The sequence below is a fragment of the Pseudomonas sp. FG47 genome (assembly GCF_057809115.1).
The window spans coordinates 74,650-93,705 of record NZ_JBMDJI010000004.1; the positions used below are offsets into that span (position 1 = coordinate 74,650).

The window sequence follows — 19,056 nt, forward strand, 5'->3', positions numbered from 1 at the left end:
CGGAGAACAGACGATGAGCACTGACGGTGCCAAGAATGGAACCCGCTGGCTACCGCGCCTGATGGGCGTGTTGCTGCTACTGATGGGCCTGGCCTTGCTGGCCGGCGGCATCAAGCTGAGCCAGCTGGGTGGTTCGCTTTACTACCTGATCGCCGGTATCGGCTTCGCCCTGTCCGGCATCCTGCTGCTGGCCATGCGCCGCATCGCCCTGGGCCTGTACGGCCTGGTGCTGCTGGGCAGCACGGTCTGGGCGCTGCTGGAAGTCGGCCTGGACTGGTGGCAACTGGTGCCACGCCTGGCCATCTGGTTCGCCATCGGCGTGGTCCTGCTGCTGCCGTGGGCGCGTCGCCCACTGGTCGGTCCGGCCGCGAAGATCAATACCGCGCTGCTCAGCGTCGCCGTGGTCGCCTCTGGCGCCAGCGCCGTGGGCAGCCAGTTCACCCACCCGGGCGAAGTGTTCGGCGAGCTGGGCCGCGACAGCAGCGAGATGGCCAGCGCCGCGCCGTCGATGCCCGACGGCGAATGGCAGGCCTATGGGCGCACCGAGCACGGTGACCGCTACTCGCCGCTGCGCCAGATCACCCCGCAGAACGCCTACCGCCTGGAAGAAGCCTGGCGCATCCGCACCGGTGACTTGCCGACCGAAAACGACCCGGTGGAACTGACCAACCAGAACACCCCGCTGAAGGTCAACGGCATGCTCTACGCCTGCACCGCCCACAGCAAGGTACTGGCCCTGGACCCGGACACCGGCGCCGAGATCTGGCGCTTCGACCCGCAGGTCAAGAGCCCGGTAGGCACCTTCAAGGGCTTCGCCCACATGACCTGCCGCGGCGTCTCGTACTATGACGAGAACAATTACGTCAGCCGCGACGGCCGCCCCGCACCGAAGATCACCGACGCCGGCCAGGCAGTGGCCCAGGCTTGCCCACGCCGCCTCTACCTGCCCACCGCCGATGCCCGCCTGATCGCGATCAACGCCGACACCGGCAAGGTCTGCGAAGGTTTCGCCAACCAAGGCGTGATCGACCTGACCCGCGGCATCGGCCCATTCACCGCCGGTGGCTACTATTCCACCTCGCCGGCGGCGATCACCCGTGACCTGGTGATCATCGGCGGCCACGTCACCGACAACGAGTCGACCAACGAGCCGTCGGGTGTGATCCGCGCCTACGACGTGCACGACGGCCACCTGGTGTGGAACTGGGACAGCAACAACCCGGACGACACCAAGCCCCTGGCCGACGGCAAACAGTACAGCCGCAACTCAGCCAACATGTGGTCGATCGCCAGCGTTGACGAAGACCTCGGCATGATCTACCTGCCGCTGGGCAACCAGACCCCCGACCAGTGGGGCGCCGACCGCACCCCGGGTGCCGAGAAGTACAGCGCCGGCATTGTCGCCCTGGACCTGGCCACCGGCAAGGCACGCTGGAACTACCAGTTCACCCACCACGACCTGTGGGACATGGACGTCGGCAGCCAGCCGACCCTGGTCCACCTGAAGACCGACGACGGCGTCAAGCCGGCGGTCATCGTGCCGACCAAGCAGGGCAGCCTGTACGTGCTCGACCGCCGCGACGGCACGCCGATCGTGCCGATTCGCGAGATCCCGGTTCCGCAGGGCGCCGTCAAGGGTGACCACACCGCGCCGACCCAGGCTCGTTCCGACCTCAACCTGCTCGGCCCCGAGCTGACCGAACAGGCCATGTGGGGCGCCACGCCGTTCGACCAGATGCTCTGCCGCATCCAGTTCCGCAGCCTGCGCTACGAAGGCCAGTACACCCCGCCGTCCGAACAGGGCAGCCTGGTCTACCCGGGCAACGTTGGCGTGTTCAACTGGGGCAGCGTGTCGGTCGACCCGGTGCGTCAGCTGCTGTTCACCTCGCCGAACTACATGGCCTTCGTATCGAAGATGATCCCGCGTGAGCAGGTCGCCGAAGGCAGCAAGCGCGAAAGCGAGACCAGCGGCGTGCAGCCAAATACCGGCGCGCCGTACGCGGTGACCATGCACCCGTTCATGTCGCCAATCGGCATCCCGTGCCAGGCGCCAGCCTGGGGCTATGTGGCGGCCATCGACCTGTTCACCAACAAGGTGGTGTGGAAGCACAAGAACGGCACCACCCGTGACAGCACCCCGGTGCCGATCGGCATGCCGGTGGGCGTGCCGAGCATGGGCGGCTCGATCGTCACCGCCGGTGGCGTGGGCTTCCTCAGCGGCACCCTGGACCAGTACCTGCGCGCCTACGACACCAACAACGGCAAGGAGCTATGGAAAGCACGCCTGCCAGCGGGTGGCCAAGCCACGCCGATGAGCTACAGCGGCAAGGATGGCAAGCAGTACGTGCTGGTGACCGCCGGCGGCCATGGCTCGCTGGGCACCAAGATGGGCGACTACATCATCGCTTACAAATTGGCTGAGTAAGTTTTAAGTCACAAGCTGCAAGCTGCAAGAGAAAGCGAGGTCTGCATGGCCTCGCTTTTTTCTTGTGGCTTGAAGCTTGAAGCTTGCAGCTTGAAACCCAATCCCCCCCGCCCCATCTAAGCACCATAGCCATTCACGCAGGTGCCCCATGAGCGACCAGCAGGATTTCCCGGAACACCCCGACGAACACAGCGAAGTCGAACACCTCGATCCAGCGGCCGAGCCCGGCCACCACCTCGCCCTGCCCGGCCAGCAACTGCCGGACAAGGTCTACGTGATCCCGATCCACAACCGCCCGTTCTTCCCCGCGCAAGTACTGCCGGTGATCGTCAACGAAGAACCCTGGGCCGAAACCCTCGACCTCGTCGCCAAGACCCCGCACCATTCCCTGGCGCTGTTCTTCATGGACACCCCGGCCGAAGACCACCGTCACTTCGACACCCAGTCCCTGCCCGAATACGGCACCCTGGTGAAGGTGCACCATGCCAGCCGCGAAGGCGGCAAGCTGCAGTTCGTCGCCCAGGGCCTGACCCGGGTGCGCATCCGCACCTGGCTCAAGCACCACCGGCCGCCCTACCTGGTCGAAGTCGAGTACCCGCGCCAGCCCGCCGAGCCCACCGACGAGGTGAAGGCCTACGGCATGGCCCTGATCAACGCGATCAAGGAGCTGCTGCCGCTCAACCCGCTGTACAGCGAAGAGTTGAAGAACTACCTCAACCGCTTCAGCCCCAACGACCCGTCGCCGCTCACCGACTTCGCCGCCGCGCTCACCTCGGCCACCGGCAACCAGTTGCAGGAAGTGCTCGACTGCGTGCCCATGCTCAAGCGCATGGAGAAGGTGCTGCCGATGCTGCGCAAGGAGGTCGAGGTCGCTCGCTTGCAGAACGAGATTTCCGCGGAAGTTAACCGGCAAATTGGCGAACATCAGCGCGAGTTCTTCCTCAAGGAGCAGCTCAAGGTCATCCAGCAGGAACTCGGCCTGACCAAGGACGACCGCAGCGCCGACCTGGAGCAGTTCGAGCAGCGTCTGCAAGGCAAGACCCTGCCCGAGCAGGCGCAAAAGCGCATCGACGAAGAAATGGCCAAGCTGGCGATCCTCGAGACCGGCTCGCCCGAGTACGCCGTTACCCGCAACTACCTCGAATGGGCCACCGCCCTGCCCTGGGGCGTGTACGGCAAGGACAAGCTCGACCTCAAGCACGCGCGCAAGGTGCTCGACCGCCACCACGCCGGGCTCGACGACATCAAGGAACGCATCCTCGAGTTTCTCGCCGTCGGCGCCTGGAAGGGCGAGATCAGCGGCTCCATCGTGCTGCTGGTGGGCCCGCCCGGGGTGGGCAAGACCAGCATCGGCAAGTCCATCGCCGAATCCCTTGGCCGGCCGTTCTACCGCTTCAGTGTCGGCGGTATGCGCGACGAGGCCGAGATCAAGGGCCACCGCCGCACCTACATCGGCGCCCAGCCAGGCAAGCTGGTGCAGGCGCTGAAGGAGGTCGAGGTGATGAACCCGGTGATCATGCTCGACGAGATCGACAAGATGGGCCAGAGCTACCAGGGCGATCCGGCTTCGGCGTTGCTGGAAACCCTTGACCCCGAACAGAACGTCGACTTCCTCGACCACTACCTGGACCTGCGCCTGGACCTGTCCAAGGTCTTGTTCGTCTGCACCGCCAACACCCTCGACTCGATCCCAGGCCCGTTGCTCGACCGCATGGAGGTGATCCGCCTGTCCGGCTATATCACCGAAGAGAAGCTGGCCATCGCCAAACGCCACCTGTGGCCCAAGCAACTGGACAAGGCCGGCGTGGCCAAGACCAGCCTGAGCATCAACGACGCAGCCCTGCGCGCGGTAATCGAGGGCTATGCCCGCGAGGCTGGCGTACGCCAGCTGGAAAAACAGCTGGGCAAGCTGGTACGCAAATCGGTGGTCAAGCTGCTGGAAGACCCACAGGCCAAGCTCAAGATCGCCGCCAAGGACCTCGAGCCCGCCCTGGGCATGCCGGTGTTCCGCAGCGAGCAAGTGCTGGCCGGCAAGGGCGTGATCACCGGCCTTGCCTGGACCAGCATGGGCGGCGCCACCCTGCCGATCGAGGCCACGCACATCCATAGCCTGAACCGCGGCCTCAAGCTCACCGGGCAGTTGGGTGACGTGATGAAGGAATCGGCAGAGATCGCCTACAGCTACATCAGCTCGAACCTCAAGCAGTTCGGTGGCACGCCCGGCTACTTCAACGAGGCGTTCATCCATCTGCATGTGCCCGAGGGCGCCACGCCCAAGGATGGCCCCAGCGCCGGGGTGACCATGGCCAGCGCCCTGTTGTCCCTGGCCCGTGACCAGGCACCGAAGAAAGGCGTGGCCATGACCGGTGAGCTGACCCTGACCGGTCAGGTACTGCCGATCGGCGGGGTGCGCGAGAAGGTGATCGCCGCGCGGCGGCAAAAGATCTTCGAACTGATCCTGCCGGAGGCCAACCGTGGCGATTTCGAAGAGCTGCCCGACTACCTGAAGGAAGGGCTGAGCGTGCATTTTGCCAAACGCTTCGCCGACGTGGCGAAAGTGCTGTTCTGATCGCCCTGCCGGATGCGCCTGAGGGTTTGCACATCTCCCTGTAGGAGCGGCCTTGTGTCGCGAAAGGGCCGCAAAGCGGCCCCGGCTATCTAGCAGTGAGCCAGAGATCCTGGGGGCGCTTCGCACCCCTTTCGCGACACAAGGCCGCTCCTGCAGGGATCGCGCGTGGCAATAGGGCGCCACCACTGCCATCACAAACTTTCACCGGCTTCGGTTATCCTCAGGCCATTCCAGCTTCAGGAGCCAACATGTCCCTCCCTCGCCTGCTCGTTCCCGCCGCCCTGGCCCTGCTCGCCGCCTGCACCCAGCAACCGCAACGCACTGTCGAACTGGACGGCGAAAGCGAGTGCCCCAAGCACCTGGTCGTCGGCCAGACCATGACCCTCACCCTGCCCAGCAACCCCACCACCGGCTACCGCTGGCTGGTGCAGAACCCGGCTTCGGAGATCCTGCGCAGCCTTGGCCCCGAGCTATACAGCTCGCCGGAGCAAGCCGGCATCGTCGGCAGCGGCGGCCTGTCCAGCTGGCGCTTCCAGGCCAAGAGCGCCGGTGAGGGCCACCTGATCCTGGTCTACCAGCAGCCCTGGGCGCCGGAAGTACGTCCGGTACAGACCTTCGATTGCGCCATTCGGGTCAACTGAGCGAACGGCATCGGTCAGCCAGTCATGCAAGCTTGCCGTGGTTTGGCTAGAATGCCGCCCCTGTAGATTGCCAGCCGCCTGGACCCACCGTGAGCAAACAACCCGACCGCCTATTCGCCCAACCCCTGGAGCAGGTGCCCGACTTCGTCTTCAACGAAGACGTGGTGCAGGTGTTCCCGGACATGATCAAGCGCTCGGTACCCGGTTACCCGACCATCGTCGAGAACCTCGGCGTGCTGGCCGCGCGCTTCGCCCAGCCGGGCTCGGCACTGTACGACCTCGGCGCCTCGCTGGGCGCGGTGACCCAGGCGCTGCGCCGCCATGTGCGTACGGACGGTTGCCGGGTAATCGCGGTGGACAACTCCGCGGCCATGGTCGAGCGCTGCCGCCAGTACCTCACCGCCCAGGACTCGATGTTCCAGGAACTGCTGCCGGTGCAGGTGCTGGAGGCCGATATTCTCGCCCTGCCCTTCGAGCCGGCCTCGGTGGTGGCGATGAACTTCACCCTGCAGTTCGTTGCCCCCGAGCAGCGCCTGGAACTGCTTGGCCGCATCCGCCAGGCACTTTTGCCGGGCGGCGCGTTGATTCTCTCGGAAAAACTGCGCTTCACCGACGCCCAGGAGCAGGAACTGCTCAACGAACTGCACCTGGACTTCAAGCGTGCCAATGGCTACAGCGAACTGGAAATTGCCCAGAAGCGCAGCGCCATCGAGAACGTAATGAAACCCGACACCCTGCAAACCCATGAAGCGCGCCTGCGCGCCGCCGGCTACTCCAAGGTCGTGCCCTGGTTCCAATGCCTCAACTTCGCCTCGCTGATAGCCCTGCCATGATCGATTTGTCTCCCCTCGTCCGCCGCCTGGCGGGCACCCCCCTTGCCACCTGGTCCCAGGGCCTGCAGGCGCAACTCGAAGCCAAGCTGGAAAAGGGCCATGGCGACCTCGATCGCTGGCGCGGCGCCCTCGACGCCTTGCCGCGGCTGACGCCCAGCGAAGTCGACCTGGTCGACGGCCTGCGCCTGGACTGCCCCTGCGACGACGCCACCCGGGCGCAGATGCGCCAGGCACTGATGGGCTTGTCGCCCTGGCGCAAGGGCCCGTTCGAGCTGTTCGGCGTGCATGTCGATACCGAATGGCGCTCGGATTGGAAATGGTCGCGGGTCGCCCCGCACCTGGACCTCAAGGGCAAGCGCGTGCTCGACGTTGGCTGCGGCAATGGCTACTACCAGTGGCGCATGCTCGGTGCCGGCGCCGACATGGTCATCGGCGTCGACCCCAACTGGTTGTTCTTCTGCCAGTTCCAGGCGGTGCAGCAGTACCTGCCGGATTTGCCCGCGTGGCACCTGCCGTTCGCCCTCGAAGAGCTGCCGGCCAACCTCGAAGGTTTCGACACCGTGTTCTCCATGGGCGTGTTCTACCACCGCCGCTCGCCCATCGAGCATTTGCTGGCGCTCAAGGACTGCCTGGTCAAGGGTGGCGAACTGGTACTGGAAACCCTGGTGATCGAGGGCGACGAAAACCAGGTGCTGGTACCCGAAGACCGCTACGCACAGATGCGCAATGTGTGGTTCCTGCCCTCGGTGCCGGCGCTGGCACGCTGGTTGCGCCGCGCCGGCTTCAGCGATGTGCGCTGCGTCGATGTCAGTGTCACCAGCGTCGAGGAACAACGCAGCACCGAGTGGATGCGCTACCAGTCGCTGGGCGATTTCCTCGATCCGGCCGACCACGCCAAGACCATCGAAGGCCTACCGGCCCCGCGCCGCGCCACGCTGCTGGCACGCAAATAAAAAAGGCGCCCGCTGGGGCGCCTGAAGCCACCTGCGCCGTGGAGCTGTCGCGGCGCAGGGGTGTGACTCAATCCTTGGCTAGCTCGCGGGCCTTCTCTTCGGACTTGCGCTCGCGCTCGGCCAGCGCTTGCTGCTTGTCGCCATGCAGGCGCGCCTGATCATCGCGGAACGCTTGCCAGAACTGCTTGGAGCGCTCGGCGCCACCCTCGGCGAAAACGCTGGTGCTGCCCAGGGCGAGAATCGCCAACAGCAGGTACTTGGTCAGGTTCATCGTGCTTGCCTCGTGATAACCGTATCGACAGGGCCAGCATGCCAAGGCGCAGCTAACAGCAACGTGAGCCAGACATTACAGTGCTGCAAGGTCAGGCGCATTCGCCAGCCTGGCTGGCTCCTACAGTGTTGCCGCCGATAGCAGGAGCCAGCCTGGCTGGCGAACGCGGCGGGCCTGTCACCCAGATGACCCCCACATTACAAATACGCAATCCCCGCCGCTTGCCCATTCGCATCCAGTAACATCCTCAGCGCTTGACCCTGATGTCACTACAGGGTCGAGAATCGCCCCCTTTCATCGAACCGAGCCCGAGCATGCGCCTACTGATCATCGAGGACGAACCCCGCACCGCCGACTACCTGCAGCAAGGCCTGCGCGAGAACGGCTATGTGGTCGACTGCGCCCAGACCGGCACCGACGGCCTGCACCTGGCCCGCCAGCAGGCCTATGACCTGGTGATCCTCGACGTCAACCTGCCCGAGCTGGACGGCTGGGGCGTGCTGCAACGCCTGCGCGCCGAGTCCTCCACGCGGATCATGATGCTCACCGCCCACGGCCGCCTGGCCGACCGGGTCAAGGGCCTGGACCTGGGCGCCGACGATTACCTGCTCAAGCCGTTCGAGTTCCCCGAGCTACTGGCGCGTATCCGCAGCCTGCTAAGGCGCAACGACCAACGCCTGCAACCCAGCACGCTGAAAGTCGCCGACCTCGAGCTCGATCCTGGCCGCCACCGCGCCTGGCGCGGCGGCCAGCGCATCGACCTGACCGCCAAGGAGTTCGCCCTGCTGCACCTGCTGATGCGCCAGAACGGCGAGGTGTTGTCACGCACGCAGATCATCTCGCTGGTGTGGGACATGAATTTCGACTGCGACACCAACGTGGTGGAAGTGTCGATCCGCCGCCTGCGGGCGAAGATCGACGACCCGTTCGAGGACAAGCTGATCCACACACTGCGCGGTGTCGGCTATGTGCTCGAGGCCCGCGTGTGAAACGCGCGAGCCTGTCGCTGCGCCTGGGCCTGACCGTCACCTTGATGGGCGCGACGCTGGTGCTGCTGCTCGCCACCCTGGCGGTGTTCGCCCTCGACCACGAGCTGGACAGCCGCGCGCGCAAGGACCTGGCGCGCAAGATGCAACAGGTCGAGCACAACCTGCGGGTCGACCTGCGCAGCGACGACCTCGGCGCCCGCGCCCACCCGTTGCTCGACCTGGTCATGGGCCATGACAACCTCAGCCTCAGCGTGCTGGCGGTCAGCGGTCGCCACCCGGCCTTGCTCAGCCTGGGCCCGGCGTTGCAGTCGCAGCACCTGCTGGCCCTGGACGCCGACAGCCGGCTGACCTTTCACGCCTGGCGCGACGGCGACGACAACCAGATCCTCACCGCCAGCCGCCTGATGCGCCTGCGCGACGACACCCCGGTCAAGGTGCTGATGTCGCTCAATCGCAGCGACGACAACAGCCTGTTGCAGGCCTACCTGCACTCGACGCTGCTGGCCCTGCCGCTGTTGCTGCTGCTGATCGGCATCGCCGCCTGGAAGCTGGTGCAACGCGGCTTGCGGCCCCTGCGCCACTTTCGCCGGATCGCCGGGCAGGTCTCGGCTCACGACCTCACCCACCGTCTGCCCGACAGTGGCCTGCCGGCGGAGCTGGCCGAGCTGGCCCGGGCCATCAACGTGATGCTCGACCGCCTCGACCAAGGCGTGCGCCAGCTGTCGCAGTTTTCCGATGACCTGGCCCATGAACTGCGCACGCCGATCGGCAACCTGATGGGCAAGGCCCAGGTCACCCTGGCCCGCGAGCGCGATGGCGACAAGTACCGCGAGGCGCTGGAAGACAGCGTCGAGGAGCTGACCCGGCTCAGCCGCATCATCAACGACATGCTGTTCCTCGCCCAGGTCAGCCAGCCACAAACCCAGGTGGCACTGCTGCCAGTGACGCTGGCCGAAGAGGTGGCCCGGGTCAGTGAGCTGTTCGCCTGCAGCGCCGAACTCAAGGGGATCTCCCTGCACCTGCAAGGCTGGGGCACGGCGCTGGCCGACAAGCTGATGTTCCAGCGCGCCCTGTCCAACCTGCTGAGCAACGCGATACGCCATGGGGCGCAAGGCAAGCCGGTGGCCGTTGGCATCGAGCGACAAGGCAACGAGATGGCCGTATGGGTGGAGAACCAGGGTACGGGAATCGGCGAGGCGCACCTGCCCCACCTGTTCGAGCGCTTCTACCGGGCAGGCGCCGGGCGCTCAAGGCTGGAGGGAGGAACCGGGCTGGGGCTGGCGATCGTGAAATCGATCATGCAGTTGCATGGCGGACGCGTCGAGGTGAGCAGCCAGGCCGCTGGGCCAACGCGCTTTACCCTGATCTTCAAGGCCGAATGACAGCATCGCGGGACAAGCCCGTACCCACAAGGCGCAAACCTGTGCCTGTGGGAGTGGGCTTGCCCCGCGACTGGATTAACGCGAGGCCGCGACGATCAGCGCTTTCATCTCGGCCACCGCGGCCTTGAAGCCGACGAACAGCGCGTGGGCCACCAGCGCATGGCCGATGTTCAGCTCGTTGATGCCCTTGATTGCCGCCACGGCTTCGACGTTATGGTAGTGCAGGCCATGACCGGCATTGACGATCAGGCCCTGGCCAACACCAAACGCCACGCCATCAATGATGCGCTTGAGCTCCTCGGCAACCTCGGCCGGCGTCTCGGCATCGGCGTAACGGCCAGTGTGCAACTCGATGGCCGGAGCGCCAACACGGCGCGAGGCCTCGATCTGCCGTTGGTCGGCGTCGATGAACAGCGACACCTCGGCACCGGTGCGCGACAGGCGTTCGACCGCTGCCTTGATCCGCGCCTCCTGGCCAGCGACGTCGAGGCCGCCTTCGGTGGTCAGTTCCTGGCGGGTTTCCGGCACCAGGCAGATGTGCGCCGGACGAATCTTCTCGGCGAACGCCATCATTTCTTCGGTGACGCCCATCTCGAAGTTCATGCGGGTCTGCAGCACGTCCTTGAGCAACAGCACGTCGCGCTCCTGGATATGCCGACGGTCTTCGCGCAAGTGCACGGTGATGCCGTCGGCACCCGCTTCCTCGGCGTCCAGGGCGGCCTTGACCGGGTCCGGATAGCGGGTACCGCGGGCCTGGCGCAGGGTCGCCACGTGGTCGATGTTGACGCCGAGAAGCATGCGGTTGCTGTGAGTCACGAAGGGGCACTCCTGAGGGTTGAGGCCGACAGCATACGTGCTGATCAGCGCTTGCGAAACAGTTCCCGACTGACCAGTGGCTTAGGCCCCAGGTGCACCGCCAGGGCCTGGCGCATCAGGCGCTTGGCGGCAAGCAAGGCACCGGGTGCCTCCCACTCGGCCTGGGCCAGGGCCAGCAGCTCGGCCCCTTTGAACAGGCCGGGCTGGAACAGCTCGACGCGCTCAAGGCCTGCGTCCACCTGCAAGCGGTACAAGCCATCGCCAACCACCGGCAGGCCGTTGGCATCGTGATCCAGGGCGAAGGCATAGCCCAGCTCGTCCAGCAGGCGCCATTCGAACGAGCGCAGCAGCGGCTCCAGCGGCCGGCCGGCGGCCAGGGCCTGAAGAGTCAGGGTGTAGTGCTCGAACAGCGCCGGATGCGGCGCCTCGGCGGGCAGCAGGCGCATCAGCAGTTCGTTGAGGTAGAGGCCGCTGAACAGCGCGTCGCCGTGCAGCCAGGCAGCGATACCGATGCTGTCCAGGCGCCCGACGTTCTTCAACTCGCCACGCCCACGCAGCTCGACTTCCAGCGGCACGAACGGCCGCACCAGGCTGCCACCCTTGCCCCGTGCCCGGCGCAGCACCGCCCGCACTCGCCCCTGGGGGGTGAGGAAGTCCACCAGGGCGCTGGTTTCCTTGTAGGCGCGGCTGTGCAGCACGTAGGCAGGTCGGGGGGTGGGTTGGTCCATGGGTATCACTCAGACCGAAAGCGTCGCAAGCCCTGTAGGAGCGGCCTTGTGTCGCGAAAGGGCTGCAAGGCAGCCCCAGCAACTGCGTATCGACGCTGAAATTTCGCGGCCGCTGCGCGGCCCTTTTTGCGACACAAGGCCGCTCCTACAGGGAGAGCAGATTCGCTCGGGACAGGCTTACAGGTCGCCGTAACCCAGCGAGCGCAGGGCGCGTTCGTCGTCGGACCAGCCGCCCTTGACCTTCACCCACAGGTTGAGCATGACCTTGGAGTCGAACAGCACTTCCATGTCCTTGCGCGCCTCGGAACCGATGCGCTTGATGCGCTCGCCCTTGTCGCCAATGATGATCTTCTTCTGCCCGTCACGCTCGACCAGGATCAGCGCATGGATGTGCAGCACATGACCCTGCTGCTTGAACTCCTCGATCTCCACGGTGATCTGGTACGGCAGCTCGGCACCGAGCTGACGCATGATCTTCTCGCGCACCAGCTCGGCGGCGAGGAAACGGCTGCTGCGGTCGGTGATCTGGTCTTCCGGGAAGAAGTGCTCGTTTTCCGGCAGGTGCTTGGCGATCTGGGCCTCCAGCGCTTCGAGGTTATGCCCCTGCTGCGCGGAGATCGGCATCACTTCGGCGTTCGGCAGTTGTTCCTGCAGCCATTGCAGATGAGGGATCAGCTCGGCTTTCTCTTCCATGCGGTCGGTCTTGTTGACCGCGATGATCAGCGGACCGGTCACGTACTGCACACGCTCGAGCACCAACTGGTCCTCGTCGGTCCATTTGGTACGGTCGACCACGAAAATGACCACGTCGACGTCCTTCAGGGCCGCCGAGGCGTTACGGTTCATGTAGCGGTTCAGGGCCTTGTCGTTGGCCTTGTGCATGCCGGGGGTGTCGACGTAGATCGCCTGCACGTCACCCTCGGTCTTGATGCCGAGCATGTTGTGGCGAGTGGTCTGCGGCTTGCGCGAGGTGATCGCCAGCTTCTGCCCGAGGATGTGGTTGAGCAGCGTGGACTTGCCCACGTTGGGGCGACCGACGATGGCGACATAGCCGCAGCGGGTCGAAGTGTTCTCAGTCATTGCCATTCTCCACGCCCAAGGCGATCAATGCGGCGGCGGCGGCGACCTGCTCGGCGATACGCCGGCTGACGCCCTGCCCACGGCTTTTCTTGTTCAGCAGCACCACTTCGCATTCGACGAAGAAGGTCCGGCAGTGCGGTTCGCCCTGGATATCCACCACTTCGTAGCGCGGCAGATCGCAGGCACGCGACTGCAGGAATTCCTGCAGGCGGGTCTTGGGGTCTTTGTTGGTGTCGACGAGCGTGAGACCATCGAACTCGTCGGTCAGCCAGGCGAGGATGCGCTCGCGGGCGGTCTGCATGTCGGCGTCCTGGTAGATCGCACCGATCAGCGCCTCGAGGGCGTCGGCAAGGATCGACTCGCGACGGAAACCACCGCTCTTGAGCTCGCCCGAGCCAAGGCGCAGGTACTCGCCCAAATCGAAGCCACGGGCCAGGCGGGCCAGGGTCTCACCCTTGACCAGACGCGCGCGCAGGCGCGACAACTGGCCTTCACGGGCCTGCGGGAAGCGCTCGAACAGCGCCTCGCCGACCACGAAATTGAGGATCGCATCGCCGAGGAACTCCAGGCGCTCGTTATTGCGCCCGGCATAGCTGCGATGGGTCAGGGCCAGCAGCATCTGGTCCTGATTCTTGAATGTGTAGCCGAGCTTGCGCTCCAGGCGATCGAGGGAAGCACTCATGGGGCCACCCCGGCAATGTTCAACGCGTTGTTCAAATCAACATCCTGAAAGACGGTTTGACTGTGGTCCTGCGCCGGCAACGGCGAAAGCCCTCGCTCCCTGAGAACACAGCCTATGTCATAAATGCAAGCGGCGCCGTCCGTGGACAGCGCCGTCGTTACTCAATGGATCAGCCCGACCCGCGACAGGTTCGGGAAGTGGCTGAGTTTCGGCTCCGGCCAGCTCATCCAGACCGCGAAAGCCTTGCCGACGATATTGCGGTCCGGAACCATGCCGTGCAGTTCCTTGGGAATGTTCGGATCATCCCAGAAACGGCTGTCGTTGGAGTTGTCGCGGTTGTCACCCATCATGAAGTAGTGACCAACCGGCACGGTCCATTGCTGGTCCGGCGGCATGCGGTAGCGGGTCATTTCCTTGCGGATCAGGTGCTCGGCCTCACCGAGTTTCTCCTTGTACAGCTCGGCGCTGCCCAGCGTGCCCGGTTCGCTGCCGACCAACTGCTCGGCAATCGCCTGGCCGTTGACGTACAGGCGCTTGTCGCTGGTGTAGCGGATCACGTCGCCCGGCAAGCCAACCACACGCTTGATGTAGTTGACGTTCGGGTCGCTGGGGTAGCGGAACACCATCACATCGCCGCGCTGCGGATCGCCGACCTCGATGACCTTCTTGTCGATCACCGGCAAGCGGATGCCGTAGGAGAACTTGTTCACCAGGATGAAGTCGCCCACTTCCAGCGTCGGCTTCATCGAACCCGACGGGATCTGGAACGGCTCCACCAGGAACGAGCGCAGCACCAGCACGATGAACAGCACCGGGAAGAACGACTTGCCGTATTCAACCAGCAAGGGCTCCTTGTTCAGGCGTTCGACCACGGCCAGTTCGGGCTGGCTGACGCTGCCCTGGTAGTTGGCGATCGCCGCCCGCCGGCGCGGGGCCAGGAACAGCAGGTCGAGCAGACCCAACAGACCGCAGACGGCAACGGCGATGACGAGCAACAGCGGGAAATTTAGCGACATAGGACCTAGCTATCCAACCTGAGCACGGCGAGGAAGGCTTCCTGTGGAATCTCCACGTTACCTACCTGCTTCATGCGTTTCTTACCGGCCTTCTGCTTCTCCAGCAGTTTCTTCTTACGGCTGACGTCACCACCGTAGCACTTGGCCAGTACGTTCTTTCTAAGCGCCTTGACAGTCGTCCGCGCGATGATCTGGCCGCCAATGGCTGCCTGGATCGCCACGTCGAACATCTGCCGAGGGATCAGTTCCTTCATCTTTTCGGTCAACGCACGGCCTTTGTAGGCGGCGTTGTCGCGGTGCACGATCAGGGCCAGGGCATCGACCTTGTCGCCGTTGATCAACACGTCCAGCTTGACCAGGTTGGCCGACTGGTAGCGGTCGAAATGATAGTCCAGCGACGCGTAACCGCGGCTGGTGGATTTGAGACGGTCGAAGAAGTCCAGCACCACCTCGTTCATCGGCATGTCGTAACGCACCTGCACCTGGCTGCCGAGGAACTGCATGTCGCGCTGCACGCCACGCTTCTCGATGCACAGGGTGATGACGTTACCCAGGTGCTCCTGCGGCACCAGGATGGTCGCGGTGACGATCGGCTCGCGGAAGTCGGTGACGGACGAGACGTCCGGCAGCTTCGATGGGTTGTCGACGACGATGGTTTCGCCGGTCTTGAGCTCGAGCTCGTAGATCACGCTTGGCGCGGTGGTGATCAGGTCCAGGTCGTATTCGCGCTCCAGGCGCTCCTGGATGATCTCCATGTGCAGCATGCCGAGGAAACCGCAACGGAAGCCGAAGCCCAGGGCGTCGGAGCTTTCCGGCATGTATTGCAGCGACGAATCGTTCAGGGTCAGCTTCTGCAGGGCATCGCGGAAGTCCTCGAAATCGTCGGAGCTGACCGGGAACAGGCCGGCGTAGACCTGCGGCTGGATCTTCTTGAAGCCCGGCAGCACTTCGACTTCCGGGGTGTTCGACAGCGTCAGGGTGTCGCCCACCGGCGCGCCGTGAATGTCCTTGATGCTGGCGATGATGAAGCCTACTTCACCGGCCTTGAGGTCGGCGGTCTGGGTGTGTTTCGGGGTGAACACACCGACGCTGTCGACCAGGTGCACCTTGCCGGTGGACTTGACCAGGATCTTGTCGCCTTTCTTGACACGGCCGTGGCGCACGCGCACCAGCGAGACCACGCCCAGGTAGTTGTCGAACCAGGAGTCGATGATCAGCGCTTGCAGCGGCGCGTCGATATCACCCTCTGGCGCGGGAATGGTCTGCACCAGGCGCTCGAGCACCTCGTCCACGCCCATGCCGCTCTTGGCGCTGCAGGCCACGGCGTCGGTGGCGTCGATGCCGATGATCTTCTCGATCTCGTCCTTGACCCGGTCCGGGTCGGCCTGGGGCAGGTCCATCTTGTTCAGCACCGGCATGACTTCCAGGCCCTGCTCGATGGCGGTGTAGCAGTTGGCCACGGACTGGGCCTCGACGCCTTGACCTGCGTCGACCACCAGCAGCGCGCCTTCACAGGCCGCCAGCGAACGCGAGACTTCATAGGTGAAGTCGACGTGGCCGGGGGTGTCGATGAAGTTCAGCTGGTAGACCTTGCCGTCCTGCGCCTTGTAGTTGAGCGTGACGCTGTGGGCCTTGATGGTGATGCCGCGTTCGCGCTCCAGGTCCATGGAGTCGAGGACCTGGGCTTCCATTTCGCGCGCCGACAGGCCACCGCACATCTGGATGAAACGGTCGGCCAGCGTCGACTTGCCATGGTCGATGTGGGCGATGATGGAGAAATTGCGGATATGACTCAAATCACTCACGGGTCAACACTCGAAAAGGCTGCGAGCCGGACGCCCGCCGAAAAATAGCCGGGAATTGTACCTCAAGCTGCGGGGATATGGGAGATTCCTCTATCAGCGGGCATCAGCGATCCGGAGGCTGGGCTGATAGCGCCAGTACCGGCCTGTTCGCCGGCAAGCCGGCTCCTACAGGGCCCCGCGATGAGGCACAGACCCTGTAGGAGCCTGCTTGCCGGCGAACAGGCCAACACACGCCCCCACGAATCTTCATGAAAAAAGGCAGCCGAAGCTGCCCTTTTCCTACCCTTCATCCCGCTTATTCAGCCAGCTTGAAGGTGATGAAGCTGGCACGCCCCTGACGCAGCACGCGCATCGACACCGAACGGTTCTTCGGCAGTTCCTTGGCGATTTCGGTGAACTGCTTGGCCGAGATGATCGCTTGGTTGTTCAGGTGACTGATGACATCGCCTGGGCGCAGGCCGATCAACGCTGCCGGGCCGTCCTGAACTTCCTTGATGACCACGCCGCCCTTGAGCTCCAGGGACTTTTTCTGCTCGGCAGTCAAGTCGGTGACCGAAACGCCCAGACGATTGCTGCTGCGCTCGGCGCCGCCTTGGCCGCCGGTGCCAATGTCTGCGTCCTCTTCTGGCAAGGCGCCAACGGTGATATCGAGGTTCTGGCGTTTACCGTTGCGGATGATCTCAAGCTTGGCCTTGGCGCCATCCTTGAGGCTGCCCACCAGGTGCGGCAGGTCGGCGGACATGACGATCGGCTGGCCATTCATGCTCAGGATCACGTCGCCCACCTGCAGGCCGCCCTTGGCGGCCGGGCCGTTTTCCAGGACCTGGGCCACCAGGGCACCAGCCGGTTTGTCCAGGCCGAACGACTCGGCCAGGTCCTTGTTGACCTCCTGGATCACCACGCCCAGCCAGCCGCGGCTGACCTTGCCGTCTTTCTTCAACTGGTTGGAAACATCCAGCGCCACGTCGATCGGGATGGCGAACGACAGGCCCATGAAGCCGCCGGAGCGGGTGAAGATCTGCGAGTTGATGCCTACTACCTCGCCTTTCATGTTGAACAGCGGGCCACCGGAGTTACCCGGGTTGATGGCCACGTCGGTCTGGATGAACGGCACATAGGTGTCGTTGGGCAGGGTGCGCCCCTTGGCGCTGACGATGCCCTTGGTCACCGAGTGGTCGAAGCCGAACGGCGAGCCGATGGCCAAGACCCACTCACCGACCTTGAGTTTTTCCGAATCGCCCAGCTTGACGATCGGCAGGTTCTTGCCCTCGACCTTGAGCAGGGCCACGTCGGTGCGTGGGTCGGTGCCGACCAGCTTGGCCTGCAGCTCGCTGCGATCGGACAGGCGGACGATGATCTCATCGGCATCGGCGACCACGTGGTTGTTGGTCAGCACGTAGCCGTCGCTGGAAATGATGAACCCCGAGCCCAGCGACTGGGCCTCACGCTGGCGGTCGCCGCGAGGCGAACGCGGCTGCTGCGGCATGTTGCGCTCGAAGAACTCGCGGAACATCGGCGGCAGGCCTTCGAGGTCGGGCATCTGCCCGGCGGCGACGCGGCGGTCCGGCAGCTTTTGCTTGGTACTGATGTTGACCACCGCCGGCGAGGCCTGCTCGACCAGGGTAGTGAAGTCCGGCAGGGACTCCTCGGCCTGGGCGCTGAGCACCTGGCCGAGCATGAGCACGGCGGCGAACATCGATAGGTAGGTTTTCAAGCGTGGTATTGACATACGGCTCCCGTCACAACGAGCGTAGTTAGCAGTAAGGTCCCTGCAAACGCAGGAAAGGCCAGACTCCGAGAAGCCTGACCTATAGAAAATTTGCGGCTGGATTGCAAATGACAATGCTTTAATTTCATGTCAGCTCTGTGTAACAAGAGCTGTCAGGGACTGTGCCGTCATTGCCGTGCCTGGACATCCTGGGCCCGCATCGACAGGGCGACGCGTTCGGCGGTACCCAACGGGATCTCGCCGACCACCGTGACCATCACCTTGCCTTTGGGGGTGTTCAGCCGCCGCGACACGGCAACTGTCGGGCCGAGCTGGGCACGGGTATCCACGCCAGACTCGTTGCCGATCGGCTCGAGGAATACCGAGAAGCGGGCCAGGCCGTCGTCGTACATCAGGCTGCTGACCGTGCGTTTGCTCGAGGGATCACGCCGCTGCGCGCTGTTGACCAGCTCGAAGCCCGGCGGCAGCCAGTCCGAGCGCCAGCCGGCAACGGCCACGGCCGCGCCGGAGGAGCCTCGCTCGACCGGCTTGCAGGCGGCGCTGGCCGTGAGGTCGGCGTCGCTGGGCAAGGTTTCGGTGTCCAGGCGGGTCATCTGGAAACGTTCGAGCAACTGGCCCTTGTCGTTGAGCATCAACGAGCGCAGCGGCAAGCCGCTACGACGGTCCAGGTGCAATTCGAAGGCGTAGCGATGCTGGTCGCGCGGGGTCAGCGTGACGATCACCGCGTCGCGCCCGGCGACGCGTGACTTGCCCGCCACGCTCAGGTCGTACCAGCTCATCAGTTTCAGGGGATCGAGCACGCGCGGCGCGGAATCGGGGGGCGTGCCCACACCGCTGGCCAAGTCGCCACTGACGCATTGCACCTTGCCATCGACCCGCACGATTTCCTGGGCCGAGCCGTCGAGCTGCAACAGCCGCTCGCTGACCTTGCCGTCCTGGACGCGATGCCAGATATCGTGGGTTGAGAAGCTGCCGTTGCGTTCGTAGACGAAGGCGCCCTGGTAACTCTGCGCCTGTTCGGCCCGTGCCAGCTTGTTCAGCCACTCGCTCGCCTCAGGCGAGGAGTTGGCCGCCAGTGCCTGCACCGTCAGGCTGCTGCCGAGCAGCAGCGACAGGAGAGGTAGCGCGCGCATGATC

General features: G+C 64.7%; 16 protein-coding genes. 7 read left to right on the plus strand and 9 right to left on the minus strand.

Annotated features, from left to right (window positions below):
- The first annotated feature begins 13 nt into the window (after window positions 1-13).
- The 5 genes from ACODS5_RS05730 (at window position 14) to cmoB (ending at window position 7,421) form a co-directional block, all read left to right on the plus strand.
- Window positions 14-2,425, plus strand: a complete 2,412-nt coding sequence (locus tag ACODS5_RS05730) for a glucose/quinate/shikimate family membrane-bound PQQ-dependent dehydrogenase (protein ID WP_134693458.1) — start codon at window positions 14-16, stop codon at window positions 2,423-2,425.
- 148 nt (window positions 2,426-2,573) lie between these two features.
- A complete protein-coding gene (lon, locus tag ACODS5_RS05735) occupies window positions 2,574-4,994 on the plus strand; it encodes an endopeptidase La (protein ID WP_134693457.1) in 2,421 nt (806 codons plus the stop codon).
- A gap of 248 nt (window positions 4,995-5,242) precedes the next feature.
- Window positions 5,243-5,635 (plus strand): protease inhibitor I42 family protein, encoded by a 393-nt coding sequence (locus ACODS5_RS05740; RefSeq protein WP_134693456.1) that lies wholly within the window; start codon window positions 5,243-5,245, stop codon window positions 5,633-5,635.
- A gap of 89 nt (window positions 5,636-5,724) precedes the next feature.
- Window positions 5,725-6,468, plus strand: a complete 744-nt coding sequence (cmoA, locus tag ACODS5_RS05745) for a carboxy-S-adenosyl-L-methionine synthase CmoA (RefSeq protein WP_489108179.1) — start codon at window positions 5,725-5,727, stop codon at window positions 6,466-6,468.
- Entirely contained in the window at window positions 6,465-7,421 is a 957-nt protein-coding gene (cmoB, locus tag ACODS5_RS05750) for a tRNA 5-methoxyuridine(34)/uridine 5-oxyacetic acid(34) synthase CmoB (protein ID WP_134693454.1), read from the plus strand. Before cmoA ends, cmoB begins: the two co-directional genes overlap by 4 nt.
- A 67-nt stretch (window positions 7,422-7,488) precedes the next feature.
- On the opposite strand, the gene ACODS5_RS05755 is transcribed toward cmoB, so the two are convergent.
- Window positions 7,489-7,692, minus strand: coding sequence for a hypothetical protein (locus tag ACODS5_RS05755; RefSeq protein WP_134693453.1), 204 nt, complete (start codon window positions 7,690-7,692; stop codon window positions 7,489-7,491).
- A 314-nt stretch (window positions 7,693-8,006) separates the two neighbouring features.
- Here ACODS5_RS05755 and ACODS5_RS05760 point away from each other — a divergent pair, with 314 nt between their 5' ends.
- Window positions 8,007-8,681, plus strand: a complete 675-nt coding sequence (locus tag ACODS5_RS05760) for a heavy metal response regulator transcription factor (RefSeq protein ID WP_134693452.1) — start codon at window positions 8,007-8,009, stop codon at window positions 8,679-8,681.
- On the plus strand, window positions 8,678-10,063 hold the full coding sequence (locus ACODS5_RS05765) for a heavy metal sensor histidine kinase (protein WP_134693451.1): 1,386 nt from the start codon (window positions 8,678-8,680) through the stop codon (window positions 10,061-10,063). Before ACODS5_RS05760 ends, ACODS5_RS05765 begins: the two co-directional genes overlap by 4 nt.
- Before the next feature lie 75 nt (window positions 10,064-10,138).
- Here the strand turns inward: ACODS5_RS05765 and pdxJ are convergent, their stop codons facing one another.
- From pdxJ to ACODS5_RS05805, 8 genes are all read right to left on the minus strand, one after another.
- Window positions 10,139-10,861 (minus strand): pyridoxine 5'-phosphate synthase, encoded by a 723-nt coding sequence (gene pdxJ / locus ACODS5_RS05770; protein ID WP_489108238.1) that lies wholly within the window; start codon window positions 10,859-10,861, stop codon window positions 10,139-10,141.
- A 62-nt stretch (window positions 10,862-10,923) separates the two neighbouring features.
- Window positions 10,924-11,607: a DNA repair protein RecO gene (gene recO, locus ACODS5_RS05775; RefSeq protein WP_489108180.1), complete on the minus strand. Its 684-nt coding sequence runs from the start codon at window positions 11,605-11,607 to the stop codon at window positions 10,924-10,926.
- A 177-nt stretch (window positions 11,608-11,784) separates the two neighbouring features.
- Window positions 11,785-12,687, minus strand: coding sequence for a GTPase Era (era, locus tag ACODS5_RS05780; protein WP_028690122.1), 903 nt, complete (start codon window positions 12,685-12,687; stop codon window positions 11,785-11,787).
- Window positions 12,680-13,369: a ribonuclease III gene (gene rnc / locus ACODS5_RS05785; protein WP_134693448.1), complete on the minus strand. Its 690-nt coding sequence runs from the start codon at window positions 13,367-13,369 to the stop codon at window positions 12,680-12,682. Before rnc ends, era begins: the two co-directional genes overlap by 8 nt.
- 161 nt (window positions 13,370-13,530) lie before the next feature.
- Window positions 13,531-14,385, minus strand: coding sequence for a signal peptidase I (gene lepB / locus ACODS5_RS05790; RefSeq protein ID WP_134693447.1), 855 nt, complete (start codon window positions 14,383-14,385; stop codon window positions 13,531-13,533).
- A gap of 5 nt (window positions 14,386-14,390) precedes the next feature.
- Window positions 14,391-16,190, minus strand: a complete 1,800-nt coding sequence (gene lepA / locus ACODS5_RS05795) for a translation elongation factor 4 (RefSeq protein WP_134693446.1) — start codon at window positions 16,188-16,190, stop codon at window positions 14,391-14,393.
- A 295-nt stretch (window positions 16,191-16,485) separates the two neighbouring features.
- Complete coding sequence (locus ACODS5_RS05800) at window positions 16,486-17,886, minus strand: DegQ family serine endoprotease (protein WP_372239502.1); 1,401 nt, start codon at window positions 17,884-17,886, stop codon at window positions 16,486-16,488.
- Window positions 17,887-18,086: 200 nt separating this feature from the next.
- Window positions 18,087-19,052, minus strand: coding sequence for a MucB/RseB C-terminal domain-containing protein (locus tag ACODS5_RS05805; RefSeq protein ID WP_489108181.1), 966 nt, complete (start codon window positions 19,050-19,052; stop codon window positions 18,087-18,089).
- Between the last annotated feature and the right edge of the window lie 4 nt (window positions 19,053-19,056).